This window comes from Loktanella atrilutea, from assembly GCF_900128995.1.
Classification (GTDB): Bacteria; Pseudomonadota; Alphaproteobacteria; order Rhodobacterales; family Rhodobacteraceae; genus Loktanella; species Loktanella atrilutea.
In genome coordinates this window covers 350,665-369,865 of sequence record NZ_FQUE01000003.1, presented here as the reverse complement: position 1 = coordinate 369,865, position 19,201 = coordinate 350,665, and the positions used below count along the sequence as shown (strand labels likewise).

Genomic DNA, 19,201 nt, shown 5'->3' with positions numbered 1-19,201 from the left:
ATGCAACCCGGTTTACAGATCCTTGCGGACATAGATGTCGTCCACGCCGCAGAATTCCGCCAGATTGTAGCCTTTGTTGCGCATCAGCGCGGACAGGTCGGAACTGCCGGTGTTGTTCTCGATCGCCCAGACGTCGACCCGGTGCGCGACATGATCGAAGGCGGCCAGTGCGGCCATCTCGCCACCCTCGATATCGAGCGAGACGAAATCCACGGAAGACAGCCCGCATTCGCGGAAGATCGCGTTCAGCGTCCGCGTGGGCACGGTGATGCGGTCCTCCTCGTGTCGCGGATCGGCGCGCACGCGCGACAGCATCGTGTCGTCGTATTGCGCGGCAAGACCGCTCATCTGGGTATAGCCGCGGGTCACGGCGATGAAGCTGGCGGTGCCGTCCGCATCGGCCACCGCATAGGGCAGGCAAGGGCTGCTGCGCCACATTTCTGCCGTTTCGCGGTGCTGTTTCACCGGCTCGACCAGCACGCCGGTCCAACCCAGAACGCGCTCGAAATACAGCGAATTTGAACCAGTAATTCCGTCGTAGGCCCCGATATCGAGGAATGTGCCGCCCCGCTTGCCACCCAGAAGACGCTCGACCACCCGGTCCTGCCCCGCCTGTGACGCATAGGCATAGCCCGGGGTCAGCATCCCCTCGACCTCGTGCAGCATCCGCATCAGGGGACCGCGGCGCCGCGTCCGCTCGGTCTGCAGGGCCGCGTCAAGTTCGGCGCGCACCGCCTGCAGGTCGCGCCGCGCCGCGGCGATACGGTCCGGCAGCGCTGACGTCACCCCTCCGTCCCCGGCGTGGAATAGGACTTCTCCTCGACGATCTCCGACTCCAGCAGCAGGTTGATCCGCTTCTTGATCGCCGCACGCTCATCGTTGGTGATGTAGACCGCCCGCGCCAGCGCAACGAAGGCGGGTCCGAAATCCTGCCGCGCCTCGCAGGCGCGGATGTCGTCCTCGATCGCCCAAAGATCGCCATTGATCTCCAGCAGCGCATCCCACAGCTCGCCCAGTGCGGCGCTGCGCGGCAGGACATCGTCGGCGATCTCGGTCAGGACGCGCTGTTCGTGTCGCACATGCGTCAGCTTGCCCGCATCGGTCATCTTTTCGGCCTTCAGGGCAAGGATCGTCAGCTTGTCGATCAGCTCGCCCGGCGAGGTGGGGACCATGATGCCGGTCACGCCGCGGCCCCGCGTTCCTGCAACGCCTGACCCACGTCGGCCATGACCCCGCCCCAGTCCAGCGGCCAGTGCTGCCGGAACAGTCGCATCTGTGGATACCATGGTGTGCTGTCTCCTGTGTGGGTGTAGATCCAGAACGCGTCCCAGTGCAGGACGCACCAGACCGGCACGCCCAGCGATCCCGCGATATGGGCGGTGGCCGTGTCCGACGTGATCACCAGATCGCAGGCCCGCATCATCGCCGCCGTATCGGCAAAGTCGCGTTCCGTGCTGCCGGTGTCGATGATGAAGGCATCGCTGCCGTCCGCTTGATAGGCCGCCAGCTCGGGCCCCTTGTAAAGAGAGAAGAGCTGCACCCCCGGAATGTCAGTCAACGGCATCACGTCACGGTGGCTGAAGGACCGAAAGGCATTGCCCCGATAGGTCACCGACCCGGTCCAGACCACGCCGACCTTCAGCCGGCCGGCGTGCGGTGCGACCAGCGCCTGCGCCCGTTCCACGCTGTCATCCGGCACGTGCAGGGTCGCCGGCGGCGGTATCCGGCTGTCTTCGGCGAAATGCAGCGCCGCAAGGTCCATCATGTTGACCCAGTAATCGACCGGCATGTCGGGCGGCAGCGCCCCGACGATCAGGTGGACCCCGGCGACGTCCTGCAGCAGGCGCAGCAGCGGCGGCTTCACCGCCATCACCACCCGGCAGCCCCGCCCGGCCAGCACCGGCAGGAACCGCGCGAACAGCACCGCGTCGCCGAACCCCTGCTCCGGCAGCACGACCACGGTCCGCCCCTCCAGCGGCTCGCCGCGCCATTCGGGAAACGGCAGGCTGCGCGGCTGCAGCTCGCCCGCCTCCCAGCGCGCGGTATAGCTCTGCAGTCCCGCCGCATAGTCGCCGGCCCCCAGCTGGGCAAAGGCCAGTTGCATCCGTAACTCCGGATCGCCCGGCAGGCGTTTCAGCGCATCCTTGGCCCAGGCGATGGCCTCGGCATAGGCGCCCTTGCCGCGCAGGCAGCGGGTGACCATCGCCAGATGCACCCGGTCGTCGGGATCGCGCGCCAGAAGCCGGCGCCGCAGCGCGATGCTCTCGTCATACATGCCGATGTCCGACATCACGTTCGACGCGTTGTTCATCGTCCCCGTCCCCTCCGGGTCCAGCGCCAGCGCGCGGGTATGCGCCCGCAGCGCCGTCAGGTGGCGCCCCGCCCGGCGGTGCAACACGCCAAGGTTCGACCACATCCCCGCATCCCCCGGAGCCACCGCCAGATAGCGGGCATAGGCGGTCACCGCCTCGGCGATCCGGCCCTCCCGGTGCGCGTCGGATGCGGCCTTTCGCAATGTGGCAAGATCCTCCGCCATCGGCCTCAGTCGGTCCTGTTGCGCTTGATCGGCTGCACCAGCTTGGCCGGGCGTCGCGCCTCTGCCGCCTCGAACAGCGAGAACGTCTGGTTGACGTAGTTCACCGCGCCGGAAATCAGGTCCATGTAGTCCGTCAGCTCCTCCGTCACCTCGACCTCGGACACGACGACGGACCGGTCCTGCGGCACCACCTCGAAGGTGCAATAGAACAGCGGATCGCCCCGGTTCACCTTCAGCGGCTTCTCGATGTCGGCCCATTCGAAGGCCCACATCAGCGGTCGCGGCCAGACGTTGATCGGGAACCGCCCGCCGAATATCGTGCCCGGCAGCGGCGTCTTGCTGTAGTGCAGGAACGGTGCGACCTGACTCATGTAGACCGGCTCGTCCGCAATGAAGACATAGGGCAGTTCCAGCTGGATCGTCGGCACCCCCGGATAGCGCCATTCGTGTTCCGCAGTGATGTGCAGCTTCTCGCGCAGCTTGTTGCCGCGAATCCCCGACATGTCGCCGTTCAGGTTGCGCACCGCCGGCTTGCCGTCCTTGTCACGCGTGAAACCAAGGTTCAGATCGAACGGACAGCGCACCATGAAGTAGCGACTTTCCATGTTGATGACAGCCGGGCAGCGGCTGGCGCTTTTCGCATGGGTCCTGTTCATGTCGGCGGACCGCACCCGCTCGGGGGGAAAATACACGATCCCGGCCTTGCGCTGGTTCAGGAACCAGCCGACCTGTACCGGCCCGCGCCCCGGGTCCGTCCCTTGGGTATTTTCGAAATTGACCGATAGCCGCATTGCCGATGCCCCTTGCCGCCCACGTTGAAACCGTGTCGGCGCACTGTCCGGATTGAACCGTCCGTGGTCAATATGCGGTTAATTGGGGCTCGAATTTGTTCCGGGCGGCGCAATTGAAAGGTAATCGTACTTTGCCAGGAACAGCGCCGCACCGATCGCCAGATCGACCCGCAGGCCGATGTGCCCGGCCGCCTCTGTCACCGACAGCGGGCCGTGGTCCGCGATCGCTTGCGCCAGCGCCACGATCCGCGCCGCCGGCAGAAGCGACCGCCGGTAAAGCGCGCGCCCGTTCAGTGCATCCAGCGTGGCCAGCCCCGCCTCGTCCAGCGGTCGGCGGCTGGCAAGGATCCAGTCGCCGTCCGGCCGGTCCGTGGGATAGCGGCCGTAAAGGTCGAACGGGTCGATCTGCATCGGCGACAGCGGCGGCCGCAGCGTGACGCCCCGGCGCCGCGCTGCCAGTTCGGCCCCCAGCTCCAGATATCGCGGGATGACCGCCGACCAGTCCAGTGTCGCCGCGACATGGGCCTGCCCCGCCCGCCCCATCCGTGCCCGCAGCGCGGGGTCCACGAGGGCCTTGATCGCCGCGACATAGGCCGGGATGTCGATCTGCGTCTGCTGCTGCATCAGCGTAAGATGCTGCAGGTATCCATCCGTGCCATCCGCGAAGCGCGCCGCAATATCGCGCCCGATCCGGTGCCCGCCCCCGGTCATCCGCGTCGGGATCAGAAAACCGGTCTGACCGTGACGTACCGTATCGCGAAAGCCGTCCCAATCCGGCATCACCACCGGCAGCCCCGCCGCCATCGCCTCGACGGGCACCAGGCCGAAGGTCTCCTGTATGTTGTCCACCGGCAGCGTAAAGATATCGGCCCCAGCCCAGATGTGCCGCCGCACGTCCGCCTCGCGTCCGTCGATGACCTGGACCGCGACAGAGGGGCACAGCGCCGCCGCCCCGTCCCGGTGCAGCGCCTCCTCCTCGGGCCGCGTGGCATAGCCCACCATCCACAGATGCACCGGCCGCCCGACCTGCGCCGCCACTTGGCTCAACGCGATGAACAGCGGTGCCGGGTTCGCCTTCTCGACACTCGTCAGGCGCCCCATCGTCATCACGACCAGCGCGTCCTCGGGTGCATTGAACCGCGCACGCATCCTGTCCCGCGCGCCGGGCACCGGCGCGAAATCCGCCGCATGCACCCCCAGCGGGATCACCGGCAGCTGCGGTAGCGGCACGCGCGTCGCACCGAACCGGTCGCGGATGAAATCCGCCTCCGCCTCCAGCTGGCGCGCCACGACGCCCTGCACAGCGCGAGAGGTGCAGATGATCGCGTCCCAGTCCTCGACCGGGGTCAGCATCAGGTTGTGCAGCCCCTCGATCACCCGCCGGGTCGACACCGTATGGGTGATCCCCACCAGACTGCAGCGATCCGCCCCGAACCGCTGCCGCTGCCACGCCGCCGTCAGATAGCCGGGGCCGGGAAAGAACACCGTGCCGGCCCGCGTGAAATCCGCCTCGCCCCGCAGCGGCCAGGTCTGCACGGGCCGGCTCTCGCCCAGCGCCGCGACGGTCTCGGCAAAGGCGTCGCCGGCTGCCTTGGTCTCGACCACGGCATTCACCGTCGCCCCCGGAACATGGGTCAGGAACCCGCGCAGGAACGACTGACCGGCGGACCGGCGCCCCACCAGATCCCTGCCCTCGCCCTCGATCGCATCAGCGTGAAAGAAGATCGCGGGCGCGTCGTCCACCGGCGCTGTCACCCGACGGCCACGTCCCGGCAGGCGTCCATGTCCGACTCCACCGCCGCGTCAAGCGCCTGCTGCAACACCGCGCCACGCGCGAAATCCGGCCGCACGTCCTGCCCCGCCCGCACCGCCTTGATGAACCGGACGTAGTTCGTCTCGACCGGCGGCACCGGCATGTCCTGCCACGCTGCCGACGTCAGGTCCGCCCCAAGGCAGGCGCGCAGGATCGACTGATTGTTCTCCCACCTCACGTCAAGGCCGCCCTTGGTGCCGAAGATCCGCAACCGCAGGTCGTTCAGGTGCCCGCTCGCCATGCGGGACGCATGGATCACGCCGACGGCCCCACCCGCCAGCTGGACTTGCAACGTGGCAGAGTCGTTGGCATCGAGATCATATTCCCCGATCCGCCCGCCCGGCGCCTTGTCGAAGGTCCGCAACCGGCAGGACATCTGTGCCGTATCCGCCCCGGCCACGAATGTCGCGAAGTCGAGGATATGCACCCCCACGTCCCCCAGCACGCCAAGGCTGCCGTGCTTGCGGCTCAGCCGCCACAGCCATTGCGCCTCTTCGTTCCACCGGCCCCATGCGGGCTGGGTCAGCCAGCTTTGCAGGTAGGACGCCTCGAAATGGCGCACCGCGCCGATGGCGCCGCTTTCGACCAGCCGCGCGGCCTCCATCACGGCGGGCACGTTGCGATAGGTCAGGTTGATCATGTTGACGACGCCCGCCCGCCGCGCCGCATCCGCCATCTGCGCGGCCTCGGCATAGTTCACCGCCAACGGCTTTTCGCACAGGACATGCTTGCCCGCCGACAGCAGCGGCATCGTGGTCGGGAAATGCACCGCGTCGGGCGTGACGTTCGACACCGCGTCGAACGCGCCCCACTGCAGCGCGTCGATCACCGAATCGAAGGCATGGGTGATCCCGTGCCGCGCATTGAAGCTGTGCAGGTTCTCGGGGTTGCGGTCCACGCCGCCGACCAGCTCCACCCCCTCCATCGCGGCATAGGCCTCGGCATGGGCGTTTGCCATGCCGCCGGTGCCGACGATCAGGACCCGGACCGTTTCAGGGGGGGGCGGCGTCAACGAAAGCCCTCTTCACCCGCCGCGTGCAGCTTCTGGCCCCGCTGCTCCAGCGGCTCCAGCGCCGACTCGATCGGCACGTTCGGTGCCGCCGTCACGTCCTGCACCCGCGCCGCCGGGTTGTGTGCCCATTTTACCGCGTTGCGCAGCACCCGCGTCACGTTCGCATCGAAATAGGTGGGATAGGTCTCGTGCCCTGGACGGAAGTAGAACACGTTCCCCGCCCCCCGCCGGTAGGTCAGACCGGACCGGAAAACCTCTCCGCCCTGAAACCAGCTGATGAAGACGGTTTCCAGCGGCTCGGGCACGCCGAAGGGCTCGCCGTACATCTCCTCGTTCTCCAACTCGAAGAAATCGCCCAGCCCCGCGGCGATCGGATGATTGCGCGCCGTGACCCAGACCCGCTCGCGCTCGCCCGCCTCGCGCCATGTCAGGTTGCAGGGCGTTCCCATCAGCCGCTTGAAGATCTTCGAAAAATGCGCCGAGTGCAGCAGGATCAGGCCCATGCCGGACCAGACCGCCTCGGCCACCCGCTCGACCACTGCATCGTCCACGTCGCCGTGCGCCGCGTGACCCCACCACAGCAGCACGTCCGTCTCTGCCAGCCGCGCGGCGGTCAGGCCATGGTCCGGCTCCTGCAGGGTCGCGGTGGTCGCCGTGATTCCCCCGCCCGCGTTCAGCGCCGCAGCGATCGCCCCGTGAATGCCGTCGGGATACAGCTTCCCGACGACCGCGTTGTGGGTTTCGTGGACATTCTCGTTCCAGACAACCGCGCGTATCGTCATGTCAGACGCCTTTTTTCAAATCGTTACGCGGGCACACTGCAACGCACCCGAGGGGCATGCAATGCCGTCCTGATCTGTGTCAGGATGTGTCAGACAAAGTTTACACTTGATGAAAATTGGAATGTCTAATTAGACTGACAGTCATGAGCATCACGGTCATCACACCCGCTGCGTCGCGCCGCTTTCCGGCGCCCGGGGCGGTGCTGCGCCTGCTGAAGCCCTGGACGTGGTTTCCGCCGATGTGGGCCTATCTTTGCGGCGCGGTCTCGGTCGCGGCCCACGCCGACTGGTCGCTCGTCGGTCTGGGCGTGCTGCTCGCCGGTCCGATCACCTGCGGGATGAGCCAGGCCGCCAACGACTGGTGCGACCGCCATGTCGACGCCATCAACGAACCGCGCCGCCCGATCCCTTCGGGCCGCGTGCCCGGACGCTGGGGGCTGTGGATCGCACAGGGCATGACCGTCCTGTCCCTCGCCGTCGGCTGGCAGCTCGGCCCCTTCGTCTTCGGCGCCACGGTGCTCGCCTGCCTCGCCGCCTGGGCCTATTCGGTGGAACCCGTGCGCGCGAAACGCTCCGGCCTCTGGGGTCCGCTCCTCTGCGGCCTCGCGTACGAGACGCTGCCCTGGGTCACCGGCGCCGCCGTCCTCGCCGCGGGCACGCCAGCTCCGCAGGTCATCGCCGTCGCCGTGCTTTACGGCCTTGGCGCCTATGGCATCATGGTGCTGAACGACTTCAAGGCGATCCGCGGCGACCGCGAGACCGGCCTGCGGTCCCTGCCCGTCACGGTCGGCCCCGCCCGCGCCGCGCGCATCGCCTGCACCGCCATGGTTGCGCCGCAGGTCATCGTGACGGTGCTGCTGACCCTTTGGGACAAGCCCGTGCATGCGCTGGCCATCGCCGTCCTGACCGGGATCCAGATCGCCACCATGCGCACCCTGCTGCGCGACCCCGAAGGGCGGGCGCAGTGGTATCAGGGGATGGGCATCCTCTTCTACATCGGCGGCATGATGATCGCCGCCCTCGCCCTGCGCAGCATCGGAGGCTGACATGACTCTCTCATGGTTCCAGATCGTTCGCCTCGGCCTTGTGCAGATGTGTCTGGGGTCGATCGTGGTACTGACGACATCGACCCTGAACCGCCTGATGGTCGTAGAGCTTTCCCTGGCCGCCGTCGTGCCGGGGATGCTGGTCGCTCTGCACTACGGCATCCAGCTGTCGCGTCCGACGTGGGGCTTTGCATCCGACGCTGGCGGGCAGCGGACGCGGTGGATCGTCGGCGGCATGGTCGCGCTGGCCTTGGGCGCGCTGATCGCGACCGGTGCAATCCTGATCTTTCCGCACAGCTTCTCGCTCGGCCTTGCGGCATCGCTCGGCGCATATGCCCTGATCGGCCTCGGCGTCGGCGCCTCCGGCACCTCGCTGCTGGCGCTGATCGCCACCACCACCGCACCGCAGCGGCGCGCCGGGGCGGCGACCGTCACGTGGCTGATGATGATCTTCGGCATCGCCGTCACCGCCGGCACCGTCGGCACATTGCTGAACCCCTACACCCCCGCGCTGCTGCTGAAGGTCGTCTTTACCGTCACCTGCGCCGCGGTCCTGCTGACGATCCTTGCCGTCTGGGGGATCGAGGGGCGCCTGACCGCCCGTGCCGAGCCTGACGCGACACCGTTCCGTGAGGGCCTGCGAGAGGTCTGGTCAGAGCGTCGCGCCCGCAACTTCACCCTCTTCGTCTTCCTGTCGATGACTGCTTACTTCATGCAGGAACTGATTCTGGAGCCTTACGCCGGCCTCGTCTTCGACTTCACACCAGGGCAGAGCACGCAGCTTTCAGGCGCGCAGAACGGCGGCACCTTCCTCGGCATGCTCTGCGTCGGCATCCTCGCCACCGGGTTCAAGGTTGGCGGGCTGCGCGGCTGGGTCATTGCGGGCTGCATCGGGTCGGCACTGTCGCTCGCCGCCCTCGCGCTGATCGGCCCGATGGGACCAGGGGCGCCGCTGGTGCCTGTCACCGTGGCCCTTGGCTTCTTCAACGGCGTCTTCGCCGTCGCCGCCATCGGGTCGATGATGGCCCTCGCGGGGCAGGGCCGCGAGCGTCGCGAAGGCACGCGGATGGGTCTGTGGGGTGCCGCGCAGGCGGTGGCCGCGGGCTTCGGCGGGCTGACCGGGGCGGCGCTGGTCGACGTCCTGCGCCTGACGACGCAGGACACCGCCGCCTTCGGCAGCGTCTTCCTGTTCGAGGCCGCCCTCTTCCTTGCCGCCGCCGCCATGGCGGCCCGCATCATGGACCGCAAGCCGGTCGTTCCAGCCAACCTCGTTCCGGGAGAATAGCCATGCAGTATGATGTCGTCGTCGTGGGCGGTGGCCCCTCCGGTGCGACCGCCGCGGACGATCTGGTCCGCTCCGGCCACCGGGTCGCGCTGCTGGACCGGCTGGGCCGGATCAAGCCCTGCGGCGGCGCGATCCCGCCCCGGCTGATCGCAGATTTCTTCATCCCCGACGCCCAGTTGGTGGCCAAGATCACGACCGCCCGCATGGTCTCTCCCTCTGGCCGTCACGTCGACATCCCGATCGAGGACGGCTTCGTCGGCATGGTGGACCGGGAACACTTCGACGCCTTCCTGCGCGACCGCGCGGTGGCCGCCGGGGCCGACCTGATCGCCGGCACCTTCGTGCGAATCGACCGCGATGCGGACGGCACCCATGTCGTCTATCGCGACAAGGCGGACGGCACCGAACGGACCCTGTCCGCCAGGCTGGTCATCGGCGCCGACGGCGCCCGGTCCAAGGTCGCGGCCCAATGCGTCCCCGGCGGCGACAGGATCCCCTACGTCATCGCCTACCACGAGATCGTGGAGGCGCCGCAGGCCACGGCCACCTACGACCCGACCCGCTGCGACGTGATCTACGACGGCAGGATTTCCCCCGATTTCTACGGCTGGATCTTCCCCCATGGCGGTCAGGCCAGCATCGGCATGGGATCGCTGGTGAAATCCGTCGACGTGAAGCAGGCCACCGCCGACCTGCGCGCGGCCCACGGGCTGACCGACTGCAAGACGATCCGCCGCGAAGGCGCGCCGATCCCGCTCAAACCGCTGGACCGCTGGGACAATGGCCGCGACGTCGTGCTGGCAGGCGATGCGGCGGGTGTCGTGGCACCATCCTCGGGCGAGGGGATCTATTACGCCATGGTCGGCGGCCGGGTCGCCGCGACGGCGGCCGCTGCGAAACTGCGCACCGGGCGGATCAAGGACCTGCAACTGGCCCGCCGCCTTTTCATGAAGGAACACAAGCAGGTCTTTCGCGTGCTGGGCGCGATGCAGAATGCCTATTACCGGTCGGACGAGCGGCGCGAACGGTTCGTGTCGCTCTGTCACGACGTGGATGTTCAAAAGCTGACGTTCGAGGCCTATATGAACAAATCTCTGGTAAAGGCACGACCCATGGCGCACCTGAAGATCGGCATCAAGAACCTGGCCCACCTGTCCGGGCTGGTGGCCGTCACCCGCACATGACGGTGATGATTCCCGCATGGATCGACGGCACCCTGACGCCGGTCGAGAAGCTGGAGGCGCACGTCAAGGGCCTGCGGCACAAGGCGATCAGCGTCTTCGTCGTGCGGGGCGACCGCGTGCTGATCCAGCAGCGCGCCCTGTCGAAATACCATACGCCGGGGCTGTGGGCGAACACCTGTTGCACCCACCCCGCGTGGGCCGAGGACCCCGCCGCCTGCGCCGCACGGCGACTGGACGAGGAGCTGGGCATCACCGGCCTGACCCTGCGCCACCGCGACCGGATCGAATACCGCGCCGACGTGGGCGACGGCCTGATCGAACATGAGGTGGTCGAGGTCTATCTGGCCGAGGCCCCCGCCCGCCTGTCCATCGACCTGAACCCCGACGAAGTCATGGCGACCCGGTGGGTGTCCCTGTCCGACCTGCGGCGGGAGGTCGATGCGACACCGTCGGTCTTTACACCGTGGCTGCGCATATACCTTGCCGAACATGCCGCCGCGATTTTCGGAGCGTCCCTCGCGACTTGACGCCACGCCCCCGCGAGCGGCCTTGCGGTCTTGGCGTTTCGATGGGACACAGTGAAGCATGTTCAGGCACTTCGGCGCGCTGCCGGGGCAGACTGCCGGCGCCACTCCGACCGCCTGGTCGGGCAGCAGGAGAGACGAGACCGCGATGCCTGATACCTTGATGGAATGGGACGCGCTGTTCAGCCAGTTGCCAGCGCCCTGTCTGGTGCTGGACAGGCAGATGAACATCGTGACCGCGACCTCTCAGTATCTGGCGACGGTGAACATGCGGCTGGAGGACATCAAGGGGAAATACGCCTTCGATGCCTTTCCCGAGGATGACGCGCGCCTTACCATGTTCAAGGATTCCGTGCAGCGCGCCCTCGACGGCGAGGCGAACACACTTGTTGCGGTGCCTTATTCCATTCCCGTCATGTCGCCCGACGGCGAACCGACGGGCGAGACGCGAGAGATATTCTGGACCTGCCATCATAACCCGATCGTCTCTGCCGACGGAGAGATCCGGTTCATGGTGCAGAATGCACAGGACGTCACCCAGCAGGTGATGACGGAGCAGTTGAAGGATACCGTCGCCAACGAATTGCAGCATCGGGTGCGCAACATCTTTTCCCTGATCGGAGCCACGGTGAAGCGGACGGCAGCGCATTCCGAAGATCTCGCCGATTTCGAGGCCAAGTTCGAAGGCAGGCTGATGGCCCTGTCGCGGACCCATTCCTATCTGACCGGAAAGCACTGGGACGGCATCACCATCGACCAGATCGTCGCGCGCGAACTTGCGGAATATCATGATGTCAGCAGCGACCAGATCAGTGTCACGGGCGGGCCTCTCGTCATGAATGCGACCGAGGCGCAGATCTTCACCCTCGCGGTGCACGAACTGACGACGAACTCGGTGAAATACGGTGCGCTCAATTCGCCCACCGGGCGGCTGGACGTCGTCTGGACCGCCGACACCGCCGGCGGCTACGCCTTCGAGTGGCGGGAGCACGGCATCCGGATCGAGCGCCAACCGGACCGCAAGGGTTTCGGGTCGTTCATCCTTGACAGCGTGGTGCCGGCACAGTTGAAGGCCAAGGCGCGGCGGGACTTTCAGCCGGAAGCCTTTACCTATCAGCTGTCCGTGTCCGAACGGACGATGTCTCGCTAGACGGCGCCCGAAAAATACATTTCAAAAACCAAATGTTTCGCATGCGATACATATTATGTAAAACGAGGGTATTTTATTAACCATCTTTGCCCTGTCGCGGGGCGGGACCGCGGGGTGATGTATCGCCGTCGGACAAGCGGATCGGCGTCCGCATCCCGGGCACACCGTCCAGATCCACCTGCATGCCGCGATGGACGATCTGCGGATCGGCAAAGACCTGCGCCATGTCGTTGATCGGACCGGCGGGAATGCCATGCGCCTCGCAGGCCGCCAGCAGATCGTCGCGGGTCCGCAGGATGGTGGCGGCGGTCAGCAGTTCCGTGAGCCGGTCGCGGTTTGCGACGCGATCGGGGTTGCTGACGAAATCGGGATGATCCGCCAGGTCCGGCACCCCCAGCACTGTGCAAAGTCTGCGATACTGGGAATCGTTGCCGGTGGCGATGATGATGTGGCCGTCGGCGCAGTCGAAGACCTGATAGGGTGTCAGGTTCGGGTGCGTGTTGCCGGTCCGCGTCGGCGGCGTGCCGGTCGTCAGGTAGTTCATCGCCTGATTGGCCATGACCGCGACCGCGCAGTCGAACAGCGCCATGTCGATGTGTTGCCCCCGGCTCGTCGTCTGCCGCTGGTGCACGGCGGCAAGGATCGCGGTGCTGGCATACATGCCGGTGAACAGGTCCGCCACGGCGACGCCGGCGCGCTGCGGCTGGCCGCCCACCTCTCCGGTGATCGACATCAGGCCCGACATGCCCTGGATGATATAGTCGTAGCCCGCCCGATGGGCATAGGGGCCGTCCTGCCCGAAGCCGGTGATCGAGCAGTAGATCAGCCGCGGATTCACCTGTGACAGGCTGGCGTAGTCGAGGCCGTATTTCGCAAGGCCGCCGACCTTGAAGTTCTCGATCACGATATCGGCGTCGGCGACGAGGTCGCGGACGCGTTGCTGCCCCTCTTCCGTGCGGAAATCGGCAATGACGGAGGTCTTGCCGCGGTTCGTGCCGTGGAAATAGGCGGCCGTGCGTTCGCCGTCGTGATCGACCCAGGGCGGGCCCCAGCGGCGGGTATCGTCGCCTTCGGGGCTTTCGACCTTGATGACCTCTGCCCCGAGGTCGGCCAGCGTCTGTCCGGCCCAGGGGCCGGCCAGAATGCGCGCCAGTTCGACGACGCGCAGACCTTGCAGGGGACGCATCAGGCTGGCATCGCGTCGTCGATGATCTTCTTCATGTCGGCGTAGGACATGTTCGAATACTTCGTCCCGTCGATCAGGAACGACGGGGTGGAGTTGATGTCGTCCGCCTTGGCGTTCGCCTCGTACCAGGCGACGAGGTTCTGCGCCGTGGTCGCGTCGTTCAGGCAGGTGTCCAGCATCTCGTCCGTCAGGCCGGCAGTCTTGCCCAGCTTGCGCAGGTTCTGCGCGATGGCCGCGGGATCGCCACCGGCGGTCCAGTCGCGCTGCTTGTCATAGAGCATGTCGGCGATGCCGAAGAACCGCATCTGTCCGCCGCAACGGGCGATCATCGAGGCCCAGAGGCCGAAGCGGTCGAAATAGACCTCGCGGTAGGTGAACTGCACCTTGCCGGTGTCGATGTAGTCGGCCTTGAGCTGCGGCCAGACGGTGTCGTGGAATTCCGCGCAGTGCGGGCAGGTGAAGCTGGCGTATTCGGTGATCTTGACCGGCGCGTCGGCCGATCCCATCACCATGTCGGCGATGGCGGAGGGGTCGGCGGGCGTGTCGCTTTGCGCGTTGGCCATGCCGACCAGCAGGCCGTTCTGCGGGCTGTTCAGGTTCAGCGCGAAGGCGCCGCCAAGGACCAGCGTGGCGCCGCCGGCGGCGAGAAGGGTTCTGCGTTTCATGTCACGTACCTTTGGTTCGGTTCTTGTGTTTCGTCAGGACGTTGGCGGCCAGCGCCTCGAGTGCCGTCCTCAGATCGTCATTGGCGACGCCGCTTGCAACCGCGCGGGCGCGGTCCTGCGTGGCGGGGTCGGGTTGCGGGGGTGCTTTCGGGGCGGGCGCGAAGGCCACGCGCCCTTCGGCAAAGCCGGTGGGCGCGGTCTGGGTGATGCGGATCCGCGCGATCGCGCGGTAGCCATAGCAGGCGTTCACCTTTTCAAGGATCTGCAGCTTTTGCATTTCCAGCATGGGGGCGTTGGCGCCGGTCGTCAGCAGGGTCAGCGTCGCGCCGAGGGCGCCGCGGCCGTAGCTGACGTTGACCGGCGTCGCCACGCTGGACACCTGTTCGCCCACGAATTCCGCCCAGTGTGTCAGCAGCCGCGTCTCGGCAAAGCCGCGCCCTTCGCTGCCTGCGCGGATGCGCGACTGCATCAGCGTGACGGCGCGGGAAAAGCCGCGGGTCGTAGAAGTGCGGTGTGGCTGTTTCATGGTCACGGTCTAGTCTATGTCGTGCCGCACGCCAAGTCAGCGCGAGGGGGCATGAACTATGCGTGACCGATCATTGCAACTGCTGGACTGGTACGATGTCCATGCGCGGTCGATGCCATGGCGCGTGCCACCGGCAGAGCGCAAGGCGGGGGCCCTGCCCGACCCCTACGGCGTCTGGCTGTCGGAGGTCATGCTGCAGCAGACGACCGTCGCCGCCGTGCGGGATTACTGGCGCAAGTTCATGGGGATATGGCCCACGGTCGCCGACCTTGCGGCGGCGGAGGATGCGGATGTCATGGCCGCCTGGGCGGGCCTTGGCTACTATGCCCGGGCGCGCAACCTGCTGAAATGTGCGCGGGCGGTGGTGGCGGATCACGGTGGCGTCTTCCCGTCCGATCGCGCGACCCTGCTGACCCTCCCCGGGATCGGGCCCTATACCGCCTCTGCCGTGGCGGCGATCGCCTTCGATGCGCCGGAGACGGTGCTGGACGGCAATGTGGAGCGGGTGATGGCGCGGCTTTATGACGTTCATACGCCGTTGCCGGCAGCGAAGCCGGAGCTGATGGCGCTGGCGGAGGCGCTGACCCCGCGGGAGCGGCCGGGCGACTATGCGCAGGCGGTGATGGACCTCGGCGCCACGATCTGCACGCCGAAATCGCCGGCCTGCGGCATCTGTCCGTGGCGCGACGGTTGCGCGGGCCGGATCGCCGGGACGGCGACGGGCCTGCCGAGGAAGACGCCGAAGAAGGCGGTGCCTGTCCGGCGCGGCATCGCCTATGTCGCGCGGCGCGCCGACGGGGCCTGGCTGCTGGAAACGCGTGCGGACAAGGGGCTGCTGGGCGGGATGCTGGGGTTTCCGGGGTCGGACTGGTCCGACGATCCGCAGCCTGCGCCGCCGATGCTGGCCGACTGGCAGGTGCTGGACGCCACGGCGCGCCATACCTTTACCCATTTCCATCTGGAGCTGACGATTCTCTGGGCCGTGGTGGCCGAGGATGCGGTGCCGGAGCGGGGGCATTTCGTGGGCCATGACACCTATTCGCCGGCATCGTTACCCACCGTCATGCGCAAGGTGCATGATCTGGTCGCGGATTCTTTACCAATTCGCTGATAAAACGCCTTAATCTGCGGGCATGACGCTGGCAGAGAGGATGCCATGACCGCCACCGCCACCACACCCGCCATTGCCCGCCTGTCAGCCGCGCTGCCGTTCTGGCTGTCGCTGCTGCTGATTCCCATCGCCTGGATCAGCGCGGTCTGGGGCGGCTGGGCGGTGCTGCTGCTGCCGGTCTGCACGTGGTATCTGTTCGGCGTCATCGACATCTTCGCCGGGCTGAACGAGGCGAACGCGGACCCGGACACGCCCGACGACCAGTTGTGGTGGTATCGCATCATCACCATCGTCTGGGCGCCGGTGCAGGCGGCGTCGCTGTTCGGGATGATCTGGTACGCTACGCGGGCGGATCACCTGGGTGGCTGGGAACTGGCGGGGCTGTTCTTTGGCATGGGGGTCATCACCGGGACCATCGGCATCAATTACAGCCACGAACTGATGCACCAGCGCCCGAAGGTCGAACGCTGGATGGCAGATATCCTGCTGGCGATGGCGCTGTATTCGCATTTCCGGTCAGAGCATCTGCTGGTGCATCACCGCTATGTCGGCACGCCGCGCGATCCGGTGACGGCCCGCTACAACGAAGGATTCCATCGCTATTTCCCGCGGGTGCTGACGCAGTGCTACGGCTCTGCCTTCCGGGCAGAGGCGGCGATGCTGGCGCGCAGGGACCGGCCCTGGCACGAGCGGGGCAATCCGTTCTGGCGCTATTGGGCGTTGCAACTGGTATTTCTGGCGCTGGCGCTGGCGGTCGGCGGCTGGCTGGGGGTCGCGCTGTTCCTGTGGCAGGCCTTCATCGCGGTCTGGCATCTGGAGTTGGTCAATTACATCGAACATTACGGGCTGACGCGGGAACATCTGGGCGGCGGCAAGTACGAATACGTCAAGCCGCACCATTCCTGGAATTCCGCCCAGAAAGCGTCGAACTGGTTACTGATCAACCTGCAGCGCCATTCGGACCACCATTACAAGCCCGACCGGCGGTTTCCGCTGCTGCAGAACTACAGTGCCGAGGATGCGCCGCAGCTGCCCTACGGCTATTCGATCATGGGGATCGTGGCAATGGTGCCGCCGGTCTGGCGGCGGATGATGAACCCGCGGGTGCGCCAGTGGCGGCGAACCTATTATCCGCAGATCACGGATTGGTCGCCCTACAGGAACGCGACCAATCCGTGGCCCCGCTGACCTATTTCGGGTCTGCGCCGACGCGCACCATCTGCTTGCCGAAGTTGCCACCGCCCAGCATGTCGATGAAGGCCTGCGGCGCGTTCTCCAGCCCTTCGGCGATGTCTTCACGATACGTGATCCTGCCATCACCGACCATCGGGCCGACCTGCGCCATGAAGTCGGGGAACTTGTGGAAGTGTTCGAAGATGATGAAGCCTTCGACCAGCAGACGCTTTGTCAGGATGTTGCGCCAGACGGCGGGCAAGGGCTGCGCGTCCTTGACGCCCTGACCGGAATACCAGGCGATCATGCCGCAGACGGCGATGCGACCGTGGATGTTCATGTTGCCGAGAACCGCCTCCAGCGTTTTGCCGCCGACGCTTTCGAAGTAGACGTCGACGCCGTCAGGCGCGGCCTTGGCGATCGCCTTGCCCAGCGATTTCGCGTCATGGGCATGGTGGTCGAGGCAAAGGTCGTAGCCCAGCTCCTTAATCGCGTAGTCGCATTTCTCGGGTCCGCCGGCGACGCCGATGACGCGCATGTTCTTGGCCTTGGCGAGTTGCCCGACCATGCCGCCGACCGCACCGGTCGCGGCGGAGACGACGATGGTCTCGCCGTCCTTGGCGCGGCCGATGTCATTCAGGCCGACCCAGGCGGTGATGCCGGGCATGCCCAGCACACCCTGCGCGGTCGAGATCGGGGCCATGTCGGGATCAACGATCCGCACGCCGTCGCCATTGCTGATCGCATGGGTGGTCCAGCCGAAGGACCCGGCGACGATCTTGCCCACGGGGAAGTCGCTGTTCCTGCTTTCGATCACCTCGGCCACGGTGCCGCCTTCCATGACGTCGCCCAGCGCAACCGGTTTGGCATAGGACTTCGCGTCGTCCATGCGGCCGCGCATGTAGGGGTCGAGCGACAGCCAGATCACGCGAACGAGGAATTCGCCGTCCTCGATCGCGGGAAGGGTCACGGTTTCGGTGCGAAAGTTGTCGGTGGTCGGTTTGCCGTCGGGGCGGCTGGCGAGCACGATGCGGGTGGCGTCGGTCATGGCACTTCTCCTTGCGATATGTCAGGATTCTAGCGCGCAATGGCGTGACGGACAGGATGACCCCACGGGGGGCGGGTCGAAAAAAAACCCCGCATGTCCATAGGACAGCGGGGCAAAGTTAGTGCCTGCACGTCAGCCCATGTGGGGCTGACGCGTCGAGGGCACCGGCGGTAACTGTTGAAATCTATGCGTGTTTTGCCATTTCGGCGCGGACCTGCTGGCGCAGGAGGTCGATGGGCACACGCTGCCCCTCGCGCTTGAACTGCCAGTAGGTCCAGCCGTTGCAACTGGGCGCACCTTCCAGATGGGCGCCGACCTGATGGATCGACCCCTTGATGTCGTCGCTGGACAGGGTGCCGTCGGCACGGACCTTGACCGTGTGGCGGCCGTTGAGGGAGTAGAGTTCCTCTCCGGGCCGGAGCATGCCGCGTTCGACGAGGACGCCGAAGGCGACGCGCGGTTCGGCGCGTTTCGAGGTGCTGACCTGCAGCGCCTCGTTGTCGAACTTGCGGACCTTGGCGATGCGTTTGGTGGCGACCTTGCGGTAGGACTCCTCGCGCTCGATCCCGATGAAGTCACGGCCAAGCATCTTGGCTACGGCGCCGGTGGTGCCGGTGCCGAAGAAAGGGTCGAGGACCACGTCGCCGGGGTTCGTGGTGCCCAGCAGGACGCGGTGAAGCAGGCTTTCGGGCTTTTGCGTCGGATGCGCCTTGTCGCCGTTGTCATCCTTGATGCGCTCGTGTCCCGTGCAGATCGGCAGCATCCAGTCGCTGCGCATCTGGATGCCTTCGTTCAGCGCCTTCAGCGCCTCGTAGTTGAAGGTGTACTTGCTGGATTCGGACTTGCCGGCCCAGATCAGGGTCTCGTGGGCGTTGGTCAGGCGCTTGCCGCGGAAGTTCGGCATCGGGTTGGACTTGTGCCAGACCACGTCGTTGAGGATCCAGAAGCCCTGGTTCTGAAGTTCTGCCCCCATGCGGAAGACGTTGTGATAGCTGCCGATCACCCAGATCGCGCCGTTGGGCTTCAGCAGGCGGCGCGCCGCCTTCAGCCAGTCGCGGGTGAAGGCATCGTAGACGGCGAAGCTGTCGAACTGGTCCCAGTCGTTATCGACGGCGTCGACCTTGGAATTGTCCGGGCGGTGAAGATCGCCTCGCAGTTGGAGGTTGTAAGGCGGATCGGCGAAGATCAGATCGACCGACTCTGCCGGCAGACTGTTCATCACGTCGATGCAGTCGCCCCCCAAAATTTGGTTAAGCGGTAGCGCGAGGCCCTTTTGGGCCTTTGTTTTTATTGTCATGCTCTGCCTCTATCCCGGTGGATTTTTCCACTCGTTGATTGGTGACAGGATGACCGTTTGCGCCTTTGAGAG

At 66.3% G+C, this 19,201-nt stretch carries 19 protein-coding genes; 7 read left to right on the top strand and 12 right to left on the bottom strand.

Features of this window, described 5'->3' with window-relative positions; genetic code table 11:
• Window positions 1–12: 12 nt before the first annotated feature.
• The 7 genes from BUA54_RS09580 to BUA54_RS09550 form a co-directional block, all read right to left on the bottom strand.
• Window positions 13–786, bottom strand: a complete 774-nt coding sequence (locus BUA54_RS09580) for an FkbM family methyltransferase (protein WP_245810606.1) — start codon at window positions 784–786, stop codon at window positions 13–15.
• Complete coding sequence (locus BUA54_RS09575) at window positions 783–1,184, bottom strand: DUF6165 family protein (RefSeq protein ID WP_218588275.1); 402 nt, start codon at window positions 1,182–1,184, stop codon at window positions 783–785. The genes BUA54_RS09580 and BUA54_RS09575 overlap by 4 nt, the downstream gene beginning before the upstream one ends.
• The gene (locus tag BUA54_RS09570) at window positions 1,181–2,536 is read right to left on the bottom strand and encodes a tetratricopeptide repeat protein (RefSeq protein WP_072857006.1); all 1,356 of its coding nucleotides are present in this window, start codon (window positions 2,534–2,536) and stop codon (window positions 1,181–1,183) included. The genes BUA54_RS09575 and BUA54_RS09570 overlap by 4 nt, the downstream gene beginning before the upstream one ends.
• A 5-nt stretch (window positions 2,537–2,541) precedes the next feature.
• A complete protein-coding gene (locus BUA54_RS09565; protein WP_072857005.1) occupies window positions 2,542–3,327 on the bottom strand; it encodes a hypothetical protein in 786 nt (261 codons plus the stop codon).
• Between the two features lie 78 nt (window positions 3,328–3,405).
• Complete coding sequence (locus BUA54_RS09560; RefSeq protein WP_143155389.1) at window positions 3,406–5,070, bottom strand: glycosyltransferase family 4 protein; 1,665 nt, start codon at window positions 5,068–5,070, stop codon at window positions 3,406–3,408.
• Between the two features lie 8 nt (window positions 5,071–5,078).
• Complete coding sequence (locus BUA54_RS09555; protein WP_245810605.1) at window positions 5,079–6,152, bottom strand: Gfo/Idh/MocA family protein; 1,074 nt, start codon at window positions 6,150–6,152, stop codon at window positions 5,079–5,081.
• Window positions 6,149–6,934 (bottom strand): ThuA domain-containing protein, encoded by a 786-nt coding sequence (locus BUA54_RS09550; RefSeq protein WP_072857003.1) that lies wholly within the window; start codon window positions 6,932–6,934, stop codon window positions 6,149–6,151. Before BUA54_RS09550 ends, BUA54_RS09555 begins: the two co-directional genes overlap by 4 nt.
• A 143-nt stretch (window positions 6,935–7,077) precedes the next feature.
• On the opposite strand from BUA54_RS09550, the gene chlG reads away from it, so the two are divergent.
• From chlG to BUA54_RS09525, 5 genes are all read left to right on the top strand, one after another.
• Window positions 7,078–7,980 (top strand): chlorophyll synthase ChlG, encoded by a 903-nt coding sequence (gene chlG / locus BUA54_RS09545; RefSeq protein ID WP_072857002.1) that lies wholly within the window; start codon window positions 7,078–7,080, stop codon window positions 7,978–7,980.
• A gap of 1 nt (window position 7,981) precedes the next feature.
• Entirely contained in the window at window positions 7,982–9,265 is a 1,284-nt protein-coding gene (locus BUA54_RS09540; RefSeq protein WP_072857001.1) for a BCD family MFS transporter, read from the top strand.
• Window positions 9,266–9,267: 2 nt separating this feature from the next.
• Window positions 9,268–10,449: a geranylgeranyl diphosphate reductase gene (locus BUA54_RS09535; RefSeq protein ID WP_072857000.1), complete on the top strand. Its 1,182-nt coding sequence runs from the start codon at window positions 9,268–9,270 to the stop codon at window positions 10,447–10,449.
• A complete protein-coding gene (gene idi / locus BUA54_RS09530; protein WP_072856999.1) occupies window positions 10,446–10,976 on the top strand; it encodes an isopentenyl-diphosphate Delta-isomerase in 531 nt (176 codons plus the stop codon). The genes BUA54_RS09535 and idi overlap by 4 nt, the downstream gene beginning before the upstream one ends.
• A gap of 145 nt (window positions 10,977–11,121) precedes the next feature.
• Entirely contained in the window at window positions 11,122–12,123 is a 1,002-nt protein-coding gene (locus BUA54_RS09525) for a sensor histidine kinase (protein WP_072856998.1), read from the top strand.
• A 76-nt stretch (window positions 12,124–12,199) separates the two neighbouring features.
• Here the strand turns inward: BUA54_RS09525 and BUA54_RS09520 are convergent, their stop codons facing one another.
• The 3 genes from BUA54_RS09520 to BUA54_RS09510 are packed head-to-tail and all read right to left on the bottom strand — an operon-like array spanning window position 12,200 to window position 14,500.
• Window positions 12,200–13,312, bottom strand: a complete 1,113-nt coding sequence (locus BUA54_RS09520; RefSeq protein ID WP_143155388.1) for a CaiB/BaiF CoA transferase family protein — start codon at window positions 13,310–13,312, stop codon at window positions 12,200–12,202.
• On the bottom strand, window positions 13,309–13,974 hold the full coding sequence (locus BUA54_RS09515) for a DsbA family protein (protein WP_072856996.1): 666 nt from the start codon (window positions 13,972–13,974) through the stop codon (window positions 13,309–13,311). Before BUA54_RS09515 ends, BUA54_RS09520 begins: the two co-directional genes overlap by 4 nt.
• A gap of 1 nt (window position 13,975) precedes the next feature.
• Window positions 13,976–14,500 (bottom strand): DUF721 domain-containing protein, encoded by a 525-nt coding sequence (locus BUA54_RS09510; protein WP_072856995.1) that lies wholly within the window; start codon window positions 14,498–14,500, stop codon window positions 13,976–13,978.
• Between the two features lie 58 nt (window positions 14,501–14,558).
• Here BUA54_RS09510 and mutY point away from each other — a divergent pair, with 58 nt between their 5' ends.
• Together mutY and BUA54_RS09500 are read left to right on the top strand one after the other, a co-directional pair.
• On the top strand, window positions 14,559–15,611 hold the full coding sequence (mutY, locus tag BUA54_RS09505) for an A/G-specific adenine glycosylase (RefSeq protein ID WP_072856994.1): 1,053 nt from the start codon (window positions 14,559–14,561) through the stop codon (window positions 15,609–15,611).
• A 45-nt stretch (window positions 15,612–15,656) separates the two neighbouring features.
• A complete protein-coding gene (locus tag BUA54_RS09500; protein WP_072856993.1) occupies window positions 15,657–16,799 on the top strand; it encodes an alkane 1-monooxygenase in 1,143 nt (380 codons plus the stop codon).
• A gap of 1 nt (window position 16,800) precedes the next feature.
• On the opposite strand, the gene BUA54_RS09495 is transcribed toward BUA54_RS09500, so the two are convergent.
• Window positions 16,801–17,832, bottom strand: coding sequence for an NADP-dependent oxidoreductase (locus BUA54_RS09495; RefSeq protein ID WP_072856992.1), 1,032 nt, complete (start codon window positions 17,830–17,832; stop codon window positions 16,801–16,803).
• A 184-nt stretch (window positions 17,833–18,016) separates the two neighbouring features.
• A complete protein-coding gene (locus tag BUA54_RS09490) occupies window positions 18,017–19,129 on the bottom strand; it encodes a site-specific DNA-methyltransferase (RefSeq protein ID WP_143155387.1) in 1,113 nt (370 codons plus the stop codon).
• Window positions 19,130–19,201: the final 72 nt, after the last annotated feature.